The 13,731-nt window shown below is 68.6% G+C and carries 10 protein-coding genes; 5 read left to right on the forward strand and 5 right to left on the reverse strand.

The features are described from left to right. Nucleotides 1-28 precede the first annotated feature (28 nt). The 5 genes from gatC to FFS62_RS21815 are packed head-to-tail and all read left to right on the forward strand — an operon-like array spanning nt 29 to nt 4,168. Entirely contained in the window at nt 29-316 is a 288-nt protein-coding gene (gatC, locus tag FFS62_RS21795; protein WP_137974959.1) for an Asp-tRNA(Asn)/Glu-tRNA(Gln) amidotransferase subunit GatC, read from the forward strand. Nucleotides 317-332: 16 nt separating this feature from the next. Beyond that, the gene (gatA, locus tag FFS62_RS21800) at nt 333-1,784 is read left to right on the forward strand and encodes an Asp-tRNA(Asn)/Glu-tRNA(Gln) amidotransferase subunit GatA (RefSeq protein ID WP_137974960.1); all 1,452 of its coding nucleotides are present in this window, start codon (nt 333-335) and stop codon (nt 1,782-1,784) included. 11 nt (nt 1,785-1,795) lie between these two features. Continuing rightward, on the forward strand, nt 1,796-3,241 hold the full coding sequence (gene gatB / locus FFS62_RS21805; protein ID WP_137974961.1) for an Asp-tRNA(Asn)/Glu-tRNA(Gln) amidotransferase subunit GatB: 1,446 nt from the start codon (nt 1,796-1,798) through the stop codon (nt 3,239-3,241). Nucleotides 3,242-3,288: 47 nt separating this feature from the next. Beyond that, complete coding sequence (locus FFS62_RS21810) at nt 3,289-3,741, forward strand: septal ring lytic transglycosylase RlpA family protein (RefSeq protein ID WP_137974962.1); 453 nt, start codon at nt 3,289-3,291, stop codon at nt 3,739-3,741. 43 nt (nt 3,742-3,784) lie between these two features. After that, nucleotides 3,785-4,168 carry a carboxymuconolactone decarboxylase family protein gene (locus tag FFS62_RS21815; protein ID WP_137974963.1) on the forward strand — a complete coding sequence of 128 codons (384 nt, stop codon included), beginning with the start codon at nt 3,785-3,787 and terminating at the stop codon, nt 4,166-4,168. 81 nt (nt 4,169-4,249) lie between these two features. Here the strand turns inward: FFS62_RS21815 and FFS62_RS21820 are convergent, their stop codons facing one another. From FFS62_RS21820 to FFS62_RS21840, 5 genes are read right to left on the reverse strand one after another with little or no spacing between them, the layout of a single operon-like run. After that, nucleotides 4,250-5,038, reverse strand: coding sequence for a YfaP family protein (locus tag FFS62_RS21820; protein WP_137974964.1), 789 nt, complete (start codon nt 5,036-5,038; stop codon nt 4,250-4,252). Beyond that, the gene (locus tag FFS62_RS21825) at nt 5,035-6,684 is read right to left on the reverse strand and encodes a DUF2300 domain-containing protein (RefSeq protein WP_137974965.1); all 1,650 of its coding nucleotides are present in this window, start codon (nt 6,682-6,684) and stop codon (nt 5,035-5,037) included. Before FFS62_RS21825 ends, FFS62_RS21820 begins: the two co-directional genes overlap by 4 nt. 2 nt (nt 6,685-6,686) lie before the next feature. Further along, nucleotides 6,687-11,231 (reverse strand): alpha-2-macroglobulin, encoded by a 4,545-nt coding sequence (locus FFS62_RS21830; protein WP_256662346.1) that lies wholly within the window; start codon nt 11,229-11,231, stop codon nt 6,687-6,689. 29 nt (nt 11,232-11,260) lie between these two features. Beyond that, nucleotides 11,261-11,890, reverse strand: a complete 630-nt coding sequence (locus FFS62_RS21835) for a DUF1175 domain-containing protein (protein WP_371920171.1) — start codon at nt 11,888-11,890, stop codon at nt 11,261-11,263. Further along, the gene (locus tag FFS62_RS21840; protein ID WP_137974968.1) at nt 11,887-13,719 is read right to left on the reverse strand and encodes a DUF2138 domain-containing protein; all 1,833 of its coding nucleotides are present in this window, start codon (nt 13,717-13,719) and stop codon (nt 11,887-11,889) included. Before FFS62_RS21840 ends, FFS62_RS21835 begins: the two co-directional genes overlap by 4 nt. Nucleotides 13,720-13,731 lie beyond the last annotated feature (12 nt).

Consider the following 13,731-nt stretch of genomic DNA (forward strand, 5'->3'; position numbering starts at 1 on the left):
TCACCCGCCTGCTTCTTGGAGAATCACGATGGCGCTCGAACGCTCCGACGTGGAAAAAATCGCCCATCTGGCCCGTCTCGGCCTGAGCGAAGGCGAGATTCCACAAACCACCGCGACCCTCAACAACATCCTCGGCCTGATCGACGCCATGCAGGCAGTCGACACCAGCGGCATCGAGCCCCTGGCCCACCCGCTGGAAGCCACCCAGCGCCTGCGCGCCGACGTAGTGACCGAACAGAACCAACGCGACGCCTACCAGGCGGTCGCCCCGGCCGTGGAAAGCGGCCTGTTCCTCGTGCCGAAAGTCATCGAATAAAAGGAAAGGGTTTCCCATGCACCAACTGACCCTGGCCGAGATCGCCCGCGGCCTGAAGGACAAGACCTTCTCCTCCGCCGAGCTGACCGGCGCCCTGCTGGCCCGTATCCAGCAGCTCGACCCGCAACTGAACAGTTTCATCACCGTGACCGCCGACCTGGCGCTGGAGCAGGCCAAGGCCGCCGACGCCCGCCGCGCCAGCGGTGAAGACGGCGCCCTGCTCGGCGCGCCGATCGGCCACAAGGACCTGTTCTGCACCAAGGGCGTGCTGACCAGCTGCGGCTCGAAGATCCTCACCGGCTTCAAGGCGCCCTACGACGCCACCGTGGTCGACAAACTGGCCGCCGCCGGTACCGTGACCCTGGGCAAGCTGAACATGGACGAGTTCGCCATGGGCTCGGCCAACGAATCCAGCCACTACGGCCCGGTGAAGAACCCCTGGGACACTTCCCGCGTGCCGGGCGGCTCCTCCGGCGGCAGCGCCGCCGCCGTGGCCGCGCGCCTGCTGCCGGCCGCCACCGGCACCGATACCGGCGGCTCGATCCGCCAGCCGGCCGCGCTGACCAACCTCACCGGGATCAAGCCCACCTACGGCCGCGTTTCGCGCTGGGGCATGATCGCCTATGCCTCCAGCCTCGATCAGGGCGGCCCGCTGGCCCGCACCGCCGAGGACTGCGCCCTGCTGCTCGGCGCCATCGCCGGGTTCGACCCCAAAGACTCGACCAGCGTCGACCAGCCGGTGGATGACTACCTGGCCGCCCTGACCCAGCCGCTGGCCGGCCTGCGCATCGGCCTGCCCAAGGAATACTTCGGCGCCGGCCTCGACGCCCGCATCGGCGAGAAGGTCATGGCGGTGGTCGAAGAGCTGAAAAAGCTCGGCGCCAGCGTCAAAGAGATTTCCCTGCCGAATATGCAGCACGCCATCCCGGCCTACTACGTGATCGCCCCGGCGGAAGCCAGCTCCAACCTGTCGCGCTTCGACGGCGTGCGCTTCGGCTACCGCTGCGAGAACCCCAAGGACCTGCAGGACCTGTACAAGCGCTCGCGCGGCGAAGGCTTCGGCGCAGAGGTGAAGCGGCGCATCATGGTCGGCACCTACGCCCTCTCCGCCGGCTACTACGACGCCTACTACATCAAGGCCCAGCAGATCCGCCGCCTGATCAAGAACGACTTCGTCGCCGCCTTCAACGAGGTCGACGTGATCCTCGGCCCGACCACGCCGAACCTGGCCTGGAAGATCGGCGCGAAGAACAACGACCCGGTCGCCGAATACCTGGAAGACATCTACACCATCACCGCCAACCTGGCCGGCATCCCCGGCCTGTCGATGCCCGCCGGCTTCGTCGACAGTCTGCCGGTCGGCGTGCAGTTGCTCGGCAACTACTTCCAGGAAGGTCGCCTGCTGAATGTCGCGCACCAGTACCAGCAGGTCAGCGACTGGCACAAACAAGCACCGAGCGGCTTCTGAGGACGATAAAGATGCAATGGGAAACCGTGATCGGGCTTGAGATCCACGCTCAGCTCAGCACCCAATCGAAGATTTTCTCCGGCAGCGCCACCACCTTCGGCGCCGAGCCCAACACCCAGGCCAGCCTGGTCGACCTGGGCATGCCCGGCACCCTGCCGGTGCTGAACGCCGAGGCCGTGCGCATGGCCTGCAAGTTCGGCCTGGCGATCGACGCCGAGATCGCGCCGAAGAACGTCTTCGCCCGTAAGAACTACTTCTACCCGGACCTGCCCAAGGGCTACCAGACCAGCCAGATGGACCACCCCATCGTCGGCAAGGGCTTCCTCGATATCACTCTGGAAGACGGCAGCACCAAGCGCATCGGCATCACCCGCGCGCACCTGGAAGAGGATGCCGGCAAGAGTCTGCACGAAGACTTCCACGGCATGAGCGGTATCGACCTGAACCGCGCCGGCACACCGCTCCTGGAGATCGTCTCCGAGCCGGAAATGCGCAGCGCCAAGGAGGCCGTGGCCTACGCCAAGGCCATCCACGCCCTGGTGCGCTACCTCGGCATCTGCGATGGCAATATGGCCGAAGGCTCGCTGCGCTGCGACTGCAACGTCTCGGTACGGCCCAAGGGCCAGGCCGAGTTCGGCACACGCCGCGAGATCAAGAACGTCAACTCGTTCAAGTTCATCGAGCGCGCCATCAACACCGAGATCGCCTGGCAGATCGACGAGCTGGAGTCCGGGCGCAAGATCGTTCAGGAGACCGTGCTGTACGACGTGGCGGCCAACGAGACGCGCTCCATGCGCAGCAAGGAAGAAGCCAACGACTACCGCTACTTCCCCTGCCCCGACCTGCTGCCGGTGGTGATCGAGCAGAGCTTCCTCGATGAGGTGCGCGCCAGCCTGCCGGAACTGCCGGTGCAGAAGCGCGAGCGCTTCGAGGCGCAGTTCGGCCTGTCCGCCTACGACGCCAGCGTGCTGGCCGCCAGCCGCGAGCTGGCCGATTACTTCGAGCAAGTTCAGCAGACCTGCGGCGACGCCAAGCTGGCCGCCAACTGGGTGATGGGCGAGCTGTCCAGTCTGCTCAACAAGGACAACCTGGAGATCGAGCAGTCGCCAGTCTCCGCCCAGCACCTGGGGGAGATGATCCTGCGCCTGAAGGACGGCACCATCAACGGCAAGGCCGCGAAGACCGTGTTCGCCGCCATGGCCGAAGGTGAAGGCTCGCCAGACGAGATCATCAAGGCCAAGGACCTGGTGCAGAACACCGACAGCGGCGCCGTCGAGAAGCTGCTCGACGAAGTACTGGCCGCCAACGCCGAGCAAGTCGAACAGTACCGCGCCAGCGACGAGGCCAAGCGCGGCAAGATGTTCGGCTTCTTCGTCGGCCAGGCGATGAAGGCCGCCAAGGGCAAGGCCAACCCCGGCCAAGTCAACGAGCTGCTGAAAAAGAAGCTCGAAAACTAAGAGCGCAACGCCGGGGCAACCCGGCGTTCCCTTCTTCGGGAGCCGCCATGCACAAGATCGCGACTTTCATCCTGCCGCTGTTGCTGCTGGCCGGCTGCGTCAGCCAGCCAGCTGTGCAGCAACCCACGCCACCCGCGCCGCCGCCCAAGACTGCTCCGGTGGTCAAGGCACCGACACCGGTCGCCAAACCCAAGGCGGAGCCGAGCTACCAGGCCCAGGGCAAGGCGTCCTACTACGCCTCGCGCCACCAAGGCCGGCGCACCGCCAGCGGCGAGCGCCTGAACAACAACGCCTTCACCGCCGCCCACCGCGAGCTGCCGTTCGGCACGCGGGTCAAGGTTACCAACCTGGCCAACGACCGTTCGGTGGTGGTACGCATCACCGACCGCGGCCCGCATACCCGCGGCCGCCTGATCGACCTGTCGCAGGCCGCCGCCCGCGAGCTGGGCATGCTGCGCGCCGGCGTCGCCCAGGTGCGGGTCGAGAGCGTGGACAACTGATACCCATCCGGCCCCGCAGCACCGGGGCCGCCCAGGAGCAGCCATGAACGACAACGCCAAAGCCGGTGAACAGGTGCGCCGTGAAGTGATGGGCGACGCCTTCGTCGACCGCGCCCTGAACAACGCCACCGAGTTCAGCCAACCGCTGCAGGAGTTCGTCAACGAACACGCCTGGGGCGGGGTCTGGACCCGCGGCGTGCTGGAGCGCAAGACCCGCAGCCTGATCACCCTGGCCGCGCTGACCGCGCTGAAGTGCCCGCAGGAGCTGAAGGGCCATGTGCGCGGCGCGCTGAACAACGGCTGCAGCGTGGAAGAGATCCGCGAGGCGCTGCTGCACTGCGCCATCTACGCCGGCGTGCCGGCGGCCATCGACGCCTTTCGTGCGGCGCAGGAAGTGATCGACACCTGGCAGGCGCCCGACGCCTGAACCGTAGGGCGGGTGCAACCCGCGTGCGATGCGCCATGAGTGGCGCGGGTTTCACCCTCCCTACACGAGCTATCCAACCGCTCAGGGATAGCTGAAGCGCTTCACCAGGGTCAGTTCGCCCGGCGCGCGCATGGGGATGAGGAAGGATTCCTGCTTCTCGTTGGAACTGCCCTCGCCGCTGATCAGCGTCACCTGCGCCGTGGTCAGCACCTGGGCCGGGTCGCCCTCGGAGCCCTGCCCGCCGCCGTAGTAGTTGACGTAGACCAGGTACTCGCCCTTGAGCGGGGTCGGCGAGGCGATCATCTCCGGGCCGAAGCCGCCGGTCACGTCCACGTCCAGCGCCGCACCGTTGGCCAGGGCGCGCTCGCCGTACCAGACGTGACCGCCATCGGGCGTCACCAGGTGCAGGTCGAGGTCGGTGTTGTCGCTGTCCCAGGACAGCACCACCCGCAGCTTGGCCGGTGTCTCGCCGCTGCCGTTGTTGTAGAACTGCACGCGGCGCACCTGTTGGCCATCCGGGCTGCGCACTTCGACATTGTTGCTGCCGGCCGGGAACACGAACGGCCGGTCGAAGCCGCCCCCCTCCTGCACCTTGAGCGGCATGCTCAGGCCATTGACCACCAGGCGCGCCGGCGCGCCGCTGGGCGCCTTGTCGGTAGCGCTGATCTGCCCGCGGATGCGTGCGCTGTCGCCCTGGTCGGGCGCGCTGTTGACTGTCGAGGCCGGGTAGTTGACCTCCTGCATGAAGTGCGCGCCCTCATCGGAGCCGGTGCGCCAGCCGGCGCGCGGGGTGTCTAAAGTGACCCCGGCGAAAGCACCGATGGGCATGGTGCAGGCCAGAAGGACGAAGGGATACAGGCGATGATTCATGGCTGAGCTTCCAGCAGCAGATGACGGGCGAGGCCCTCGATATAGGTTTCATCCTGGCCATTCGGATGGGCGTCGAAGGCCAGGTGCAGGTATTCGTGGGTCAGGTCGAGGCGGTCCTGCAGCGAGTGCAGGCCGCGCACGTAGATACGCCGACGCTCGCGATCAACATGCGGGTTGCCGCTGTACAGGCGGCACACGGCGAACTCGGCGGTCTCGGCATAGCCCGGCTCGCTGTCCAGCAGCTCGCGCCAGCTGCGGCGCTGCTTGTGCAGCCAGTCCTCGGCGGATGGCAGTGGTTGGCAGGCGGCCACCGGCCGGTCCCAACGCCCAAGGCTGGCACGCGGAAAGGCGCGGGCGAGAATGGCGTCGTAACGCAGGCCGGCCTGGGCCTGCTCGACGGCCTGGCTCCAGGCCAGGCGATCCGCGCCGGACTGATCGGCGTGATAGGTGACGGGACTGCCGGCCAGCACCAGGTCGGCGGTCCAGGCGGCGATCTCGCGCGCGGCGGCGCTGGCCGGACGCGGCGCCACCCGCTGCTGGGCGCTGCTGTCGCGGATCGCCATGCACTCGCCACGGCGCTCGCCGTTCTGCAGCAGGTAACTGCGGATGCTCACCGCCAGGGCCTTGGCCGCCTCGGCCGGCTGCGCCGTCGCCTCGCGGTCGAGCACCCGCGCCACGTACTCCTCACGACTCAGGCGCGCCACTAGCTTGGGCTGCTCGCCAGCCAGCAGGAACAGCTCGCCCTGGCTCTCGATCTCCAGGGCGTTGCCGTTGACGAACTCTGCCCGGTAACGCCCACGTAGTGCACCGGACTGGCTGAGCGCCACGCCGTCCGCGCGCACCAGGCTGCGCAGCGGATAACGATCGAACAGCGCTACCTCGACGCAGCCGCCCGGCTCCGCCGGCCAGGGCGCCGGCAGCACCCTGCCGAGAGCTTCGGCATGGCGTTTGAGCACAGCCTGGCTGGTACCGGAACCGCCGGCCCAGAGCGATGTGCCGTCGACCAGCCAGCCGGCGAAGCCACCCTGGCGCGCCTGGGCATCGCCATCGGCCAGCCAGCTCCAGGTCTTCACCCGCAGGCGGCCGCCCAACGGGCCGAGCAGCGCGCCGTCGGCGGAGCTGACCGGCACGTCGAGCAGCACACGGCGCGCCTCGACCTGGGCCGGCAGCGTGGCCAGGCTGTCGAGCAGTTCGCCTACCGCCACCCGGCGCTGGGGCTGCAGGCCGTCGAGGTCGAGCAGCCAGTCCGGCGCACGTCGCGCCTGCCAATAGTCGCGCCACTCGCCGGCCCGCAGGCCGAGACGTTGCGGCGCAAAGTACAGGCCGCAGGAGCGCACCAGCGCCTGGTCGCGGTCGATGCGCTCGCCGGCCTTGCAGCAGTACAGCTCCTCGCGATCCTGGCCGGTGCAGGCGTAGCCCGGATCGGGCAGGCCGCGGTCGACCTGGTAGGCGTAGACGAACAGCTTCCACAGACTGCCCAGCGGCGCCTCCAGGCCCGCCGGCAACGGCTCACGGGACAGTAGCTGCTGCTCGTCCAGACGCAGCAACTCGGCGCCCTGCGGCGTGTGCCAGGCCAGCTGCAGCGGCCCCGGCCCGGCCGACGCCAACAGCGGCGGCAACAGCGCCAGCCAGGCGAACGCGCGCATCCTTACTCGACCTTCAGCTCGGCCAGCGCCGGCTTCTGCTCGAAGGCCTGAGCCTGCGGGTCATACATGCGCGAGTAGCGCGCCGGCGGCAGGTGGAACTCACCCTTCTGCGAGAAGCGCACCAGGTGGCGCAACGTGAGAGTGCCCTGCAGGCTATCCACCGGCACCGCATACAGCAGCTGGCCGGGCTCGTGGCGGGCCTTCTCCAGCGGCGCCGCCTCCTCCGAATCCAGGCCGCTGACCTGCAGGCCCCAGGTCGTGCGCTCGACGTCCGCTCCCGGCGGCAGCGGTACTTCCAGCAGGCCATAACGACGCGGCGTCTCGGCCTCGCTCTCCAAAGTGATCTCGTCCAGATACAGCTGGTCGCCGGAGATCGGGCCGTCACCCACCTCCTCGGCGCTGAAGCTGAACGCCGCCTCGCCCGGCACCAGGCGCAGCAGGCGGCGGCTGACCTTCACCTCCAGCGGACCGCTCGGCGGGGTGGCGGCGCTGTCGTAACTGAGCGCTGCAACCAGTGGGCTGCCCAGCTCGGCCGGCAGTTCCAGGGCGCTCGGCGGCTGGTTGCCCTGCCACTGCCACAGGGTCTCGCCGCTGGCACCCCCGCGGGCCTGCCAGCTGGCGCCCGGCTGCGGTACAGCGACCAGCGGGGCATCGCCCAGGCGACGCTGCAGCCAGGTCAGCGCCAAGGCACGCTCCAGGGTGGCCTGGGCCGGGGTCAGGCGCTGCAACAGGGCATTGATCTGCAGCGGATCGACCGGGCCACGCGACAGGCGCACCGCCTCGGCGAATGGCTGGGTGCTGGCCGCGACGCGCTCGCGGGCGGCGGCCAGGCCGACGGCGAAGCGCGGCGGCAGGCCGACCTTGCTGCCGGCCATGTCGGCGGCCAGTACGCGGGCCAGGTCCAGGCCCAGGCGCGAGTCCGGGTAGGCCATCACCAGGCTGGTCTCGCCGCTGTCGTCCAGTGCCACCTCCTCGCCCTCGGCAGCGTCGGCCAGGTCGTCGAGCAGGCCCTTGAGCAGGGTCTCGGTGGGCAGCCGCATCTCGCGGGCGAAGCCGAGGATCAGCGCGCGCTGCAGCAGCGGCACACTCGGCGCCTGCGCGGCGTAAATATCCAGCACGCGTTGCCAGTGCTCCGGCGGCAGCTGCACGGCCAGGGCGCGGCTGGCGTGCCAGTCGGCGTAGTAGGCGTAGGCGGTGAGGAAGGCATCGGCGTTCTCACCCTCGCCCCACCAGGTGAAGGTCGCTTCCGGCCCGGCCATCTGCACCAGGCGCAGGCGACTGTTCTGCATGATCAGGCGCAGGCGGTCGCCGATACGCGCCTCGCCCTTGGCCAGCGTCGGGTAGGCCAGACTCAGCGGCAACAGGCGGCTGGCGGTCTGCTCGACGCAGCCGTAGGGGTATTCCAGCAGGTCGTCGAGGGCCGAGCGGAACAGCATCTGGCTACTGTCGCCGAGGCGCAGGCGGATATTGCTGGCGTCCGCCGGCAGGCTCAGCGGATTGCTGCCCGGGTTGAGTGCCATGTTCTGCACATGCAGACGCTGCCAGCCTTCGCCGGCGACGCGCAGGCCGACGGCCAGGGCATCGATCGGCTTGCCGTCCTGCACCAGTTCGGCGGTCAACTCACCGGCGGCCAGGGCGGTCGGCGGCAGGGACAGGTAGTTGGCGCCACGGGCCAGCTCCACCTTCTGCCGCTGCTCCTGACCGGCGAAGCGGGTGACCAGCTCGGCCTCGGTTTCCTCCTCACCCTGGTTGAAGGCGAACAGGCCCAGCTGCGGCTTGTCGCCGTCGCGGAACAGGGTCGGCCCGCTCCACTTCAGGTACAGCGGCTTCTCGGAGCGGATGAACTGTTTCTTCTGCCCTACTTCGCCGCCGTCGTTGACCGCGCGCACGGTGATGCGCCAGCGGGTCAGCGAGTCGGGCATGCGGAAGCTGAACTGCGCCTTGCCCTGGGCATCGGTAGTCAGGTCCGGCTGCCAGGCGGCGGTGTCGACTTCCTCGCGGCGCGGCCGCTCCAGCACCTTGACCCCACGCTCGCTGCGGTTGGCCCGCCCCGGTGCGGTGGCGTCGCCCGGCAGGGCCACGTCGTAGCTGATGAACGACAGGCTGGCGCTGGTGCGCACGTTGTTGCGTCGCGGGTGGTAGAAGAACTGATCGATGCCCGGGGCGATCTCCGGCTGCAGGGCATAGATCATCTCGTCCACCACGCTCACCGTCAGGCGGCTGGCGGCCGGCTGGCCCTTGAACTGGGTAGAAAGGTCGACAGTGACCGTCTCGCCCGGCTGGTAGAGCTCCTTGTCGGTGCTCACGGCGATTTCGATCTGCGCCTTGGCCACCTTGATCCCGGCGTTCTGGAAGCTGTAGTCGCCGCCCTTGGTGTAGAGCACCGAGAAGGTCAGGTTGGGGGCGAAGTGGTCGTCCACCGGGATACGCGCGCGGTACTGGGTGTCGTTGAGCTTCTCCAGCTTGAGCCAGTCGCCGCCGGCCGACAGCAGCGCGGTGGCCTCGACCTTGTCACGCTCCAGGGTCAGCAGCGCGTCGCCCACCGCTTCGGGGAAGGTGATCAGCGCCAGCGCCTCGTCACCCGGCTGGTACTGCTCGCGGTCGAACACCACCTCGACGGTGCCGGCCACTGCCTTCAGTCCGCTGCCGCTGACCGAGTGGCCGGTGGCGCCGAGGATCAGGCCGTGTTCGTCCTTGAGGGTGATGTTGTAGGTGCCGGGGTGCTCGAAGCTCAGGCTGAAGCCCTGCTCGTCGTCGCCCAGGCTGGCGCTGTGCTTGCTCTGATCCTCGAGACGCACCCACTCGTAGCTGGCCGGCTTGAGCTCGGTCGGCTGCTCGCTGCGATAGCTGAACTGCACGGCCTCGCCGGCGGCGCTGAAGCGCTGCGGCGCCTCCAGGCGATAGCGCGCGGCGCCACGCTCGATGAGGATCTCCTTGCTGGTCTTGACCCGGTAGGCGGCGCCATCGCTGGCGAACACGGTCAACAGATAGCGGCTGGGCTTGTCGGCGGCCGGCAGCTCGAAGGCAGCGCGGCCCTTGTCGTCGGTGGCCAGCTCGCTGCTGCTGAGCTCGACCGGGAACTGGCCGAGGTACTGCAGCTCGTTGTCGATCATCGACAGCTGCTGGGCACGCAGGCTCAGTTGCAGACGAGCGCTCTTCACCGGCTTGCCGTCCGGGTAGAGCAGCACCAGGTTGCCGGTGACCTTGTCGCCGGTGCGGAAGTCCGGCTTGGCCAGGTCGAGGGCGATCTCGAAGTGCGGCTTGATGTAGTCGGCGACGCGGAAAGCGCTGCTGTACAGCTGGTCGCGGTAGAGGAAGCGCAGCTCGTAGCCGCCAGCCACGGCGTTGTCCGGCAGCTGGAAGCGACCCTGGGTGCCGGCCTTGGCATCCAGGTTCAGGTCCAGGGTCTGCAGGGTGGTGCCATTGGCATCCAGCACCGCCAGCTTGAGCGGCGCCGCCTCGGCGGCCTTGGAATCACGCGCGCTGGTGAACTCGCGGCCGACGATCTTCACCTCGACCCAGTCGCCCGGGCGGTATAGCGGACGGTCGGTGAAGGCGTAGAGCTTGGTATCGTAGATCTCGCTGTCGTAGTAGAAGTTTTCCGAGACGAACACGCCGCCCTCGGCGTCCTCGCCGAGCAGGTAGGAGCGTTCCGGGCTGGCGTGCTCCAGGCGCAGCAGGCCCTGGGCATCGGTACTGCCACTGCGCATCACGCCCAGGCCGTCGGTCCACAACACCTTGGCACCGGCCACCGCATTGCCCTCATGCTTGTGCGCGGTCCACACCAGCAGTTCCTTGCCGGCGATCTTGCTCACCGCCACGGTGTTGGAGACGAACAGCACGGTGGTCGCGCGGAACTTGCCGACCAGCGCCTCGACCAGGTACAGGCCGGGCTTGAGCTTGCCCAGCGGGATGTAGACGTTGCCCGGGTTGACGGTGACGAAGGAACTGGACGAGCCGGCCAGTTCCACACCCTTGGGCGGCTGGATCGGTTTGGCGTCCCACAGCGGGTAGCGGAACTGGGTCACCAGCGGCACGCCCTTCATCGGCGCGTACTGCGGCTGGGCCTCGAAGGGCGTCGGCGCCTTGATCGCGTCGCCCATCTTCAGCTCCGGCGCCTCTTCGGTCACCTGCACTCGCGACTCGTAGGAGAAGGCCCGCTGCATCACCCGACGCGACTTGCGATACCAGTTGTCCCACAGGTAGGCCAGGGTGTTGGACAGCCCCTCACCCTTGTATTGCCCCTCGGCTACCACCCGGTGCAGGTTCTTCTGCCGCTTGAGGAACTCCAGCGGCTGCTCGATGCGGTACACCCGCACGTCCACGCCGCCATAGGGCTCCATCATGTAGCGACGATAGTCGCGGCCCGGCGCCTCCAGGCGTACCTTGGCCACCTCGTCGCTAGCGAAGCTGCTGTCGGCCAGCAGGAAGAACGACTGCCCTGCCACTGGCGAGTAGCCGCTGGGCTCGACGCTGTCCTCGGCCTGGGCGGCCAGCGGCAGCAGCGTGGCCAGCAGGGCCGTGGCGGCGAGGCGCAGCAGGTTCATCGGCCGGCTCTTCATCGACTGAGCCCCTATTACCGACTGAGAAAATGCAGTCGGTAGACGCCAATGAAGTTGGGGTTGGATGCGTCGGGAATCCATCGGGTGTCCTTCCATGTCATCAGTTGCTGCAGGCTCACGGAGCGCATGCCGTTGTCGGTCGGGGTGGTGGTGCCGGTGTGGTAGACGATGTTGCGGCCCATCCAGATCATCAGGTGCTGGTCGTCGCCCTGGTCGAAGAAGACCAGGTCGCCGGAGCGCGCCTGGTTGAGGTCGCGCCCCACCAGGGTGCTGTTGAACTGGATCAGCTTGATCGCGTTGACGTAGGGGCCGAGTTTGCCGCCGCCCTGCTGCCACTGCTGGGCCAGGCCGCGCTGGGACTCGCTCAGCTCCAGCTCCGGCGGCAGGTAGCGGTTGCTCAGGCCGTTGGCGTGCAGCCACTTGGCGTCGTGGACCTTGAGCGCCTCGTTGGCGGCGAAGCGCACCAGGCCAGCGCAGTCCTGCTGGTGCCAGCGCGGGCTGGGGCCCTGGCGCAGCTGCTCCTGGGCGATGCGCACGAACCAGGCACGGAATACCTGGGACTGCTGCACGTCCAGCGTCGGCGCGCTGGGCCATGCCGACTCGCCGAGGGCGAGCAGTAATGCACCGATCAGCAGTCGTTTCACAGAGCGCGCCATTGCAGCGGCAACCACTGCCAGGCTTCGTCGGCAGCGGCGTCGGCCGGAAGGCTCAGTGCGTACTTGCCGTGGCCGGACAGCGAGCGCAGCTTGGGCAGCAGGTTGGCCTGGGCGGCGTTGCGGAACACCGGCTCGATGTCTTCCGGCAGGCTGTCCAGGGTCTCGCGCTCGAGCAGCGCGGCCAGGCTATCCGGCGCCAGATAGGCCGGCACCAGGGAGTTGCCCGGCAGCACTTCGGCCAGCGGCGGGAAGCGCTTGTCGAGGGTCTGCAGGGCCTTATCGAGCAGGCGGTCGTCCAGCGAGAACAGCAGGGTCGAGCCGTGGCGCGCCAGGCTGACGCGGAAGAAGCCGCGCGAGGCCAGGGCGCCCGGCTGCTCGGCCAGGTCCGCCGGGTACTGGCCGAAGTTGGAACCGACCTGGCGTTGCCACTTGTGCAGCTCGCCTTGGACGCTGTCCTGCACCGGGAAAGTGCCGTCGACGGTGTAAGGCTCCAAGGCGCCGATCAGGCTGTCGAACAGCTTGCCCAGCTCGACATCGGTCTGCGCGCCGGGCTTGTCCTTCAGCGTGCCCACCAGCAGTGGCGAGTGCAGACGCGAGTCCGGGTACCAACACAGACCGGCGCTGCCGCTGAGCTGACCGGCCAGTTCGGCGGCGGCCTTGGGTTCGGCACCGACCTTGGTCAGCAGGCGCTCCGGCAGGCCCGGCGCCACCGGCAGCGCCACACAGGCGCTGGCGCCCATGGGCATGGCACTCCACACCGGGGCGAAATCGAAGGCGCCCTGTCCCTCCACTTCGTCCAGGGCCAGGAAGCTGCTCCAGCCCTGGTCGTTCAGCTCGAAGCGCAGGCCGGCGAAGGCCGGCAGGAAGCGCCGGTAGCCCAGGGCGAGGAAGTCCGCACCGAGGGTGACGCGCTGCTGCAGGGCGCCGCGCTCGGCCAGGCCGAAGCGCTCGGGGAAGGGGTGCTGGCCGGCCAGCAGGGCCTCGGCGGCCTCGACCGAGACTTTGGCCAGCGGCGGTCCGACCGGCTCGGCAGTGGCCTCTTCTGCCACCGTCTCATCGGCAGCGACCGCCGCTTCGGGGTCCACGGCGGGCACCTCGACATCATCGCCCGCCGCAGCCTCCTCATCTGTCGGCTCGGGTTCCGGCACTGGGCCGAACAGCATGTCGGCGCTGGACAGCAGCAACAGCTGGTCGCCGTGGGAGGCGAACAGGATCGAGCGGTCGCCGTTGTAGCGCAGGCTGTAGAAAGGCACCGACGCTCCGTCGACGAGGAACTCGCCGGCCTGGCTCAGCTGAGTGTCGTCCAGCGCCACCTTGGCCAGCGGCTCCAGCAGCTTGGCCAGGCCACCGCGCTGGATCAGCACCACGAAGTGGCGCAGGCGACCACCGGCGTCGCGCCACAGGGCTACCTCGGCGGGCTGGTCGAGCAGTTCGTCGAGCAGGTTGTCGCGCAGCTGCAGGTCGTGCTCGTAGATGATACGGCGCAGGCTGCCGGTTAGGCCGAGGCGGTCGGCGTTGCTCTCGTAGTAGAACACCAGGTCCTCGGTGAGGGTGTCGCGCAGCAGCGGCACCTTGAGCACGTCCTTGGGCAGGCGGCCCAGCGAGGCGCTCTCGATCAGCACGTCCGGGCGCGCCAGGTCGAGGCCCAGGTAGTTGGCCTCGACCAGTTGGCGCTCGCCCTGGGGCTCGTACTCGAGCCAGGCGAACAGGCCCGCGGCGGTCACCGGCAGGGCCACGGCCAGGCCCAGCAACAGCGGGCGCCAGCGGCGCGTGCCCGGCGTGGAGGCGGGCTCGACGGGAGTGGTGGTGTCGCTCATAGGTAAAGACTC

The sequence above is a fragment of the Pseudomonas sp. F(2018) genome (genome assembly GCF_005508865.1).
GTDB lineage: Bacteria > Pseudomonadota > Gammaproteobacteria > Pseudomonadales > Pseudomonadaceae > Aquipseudomonas.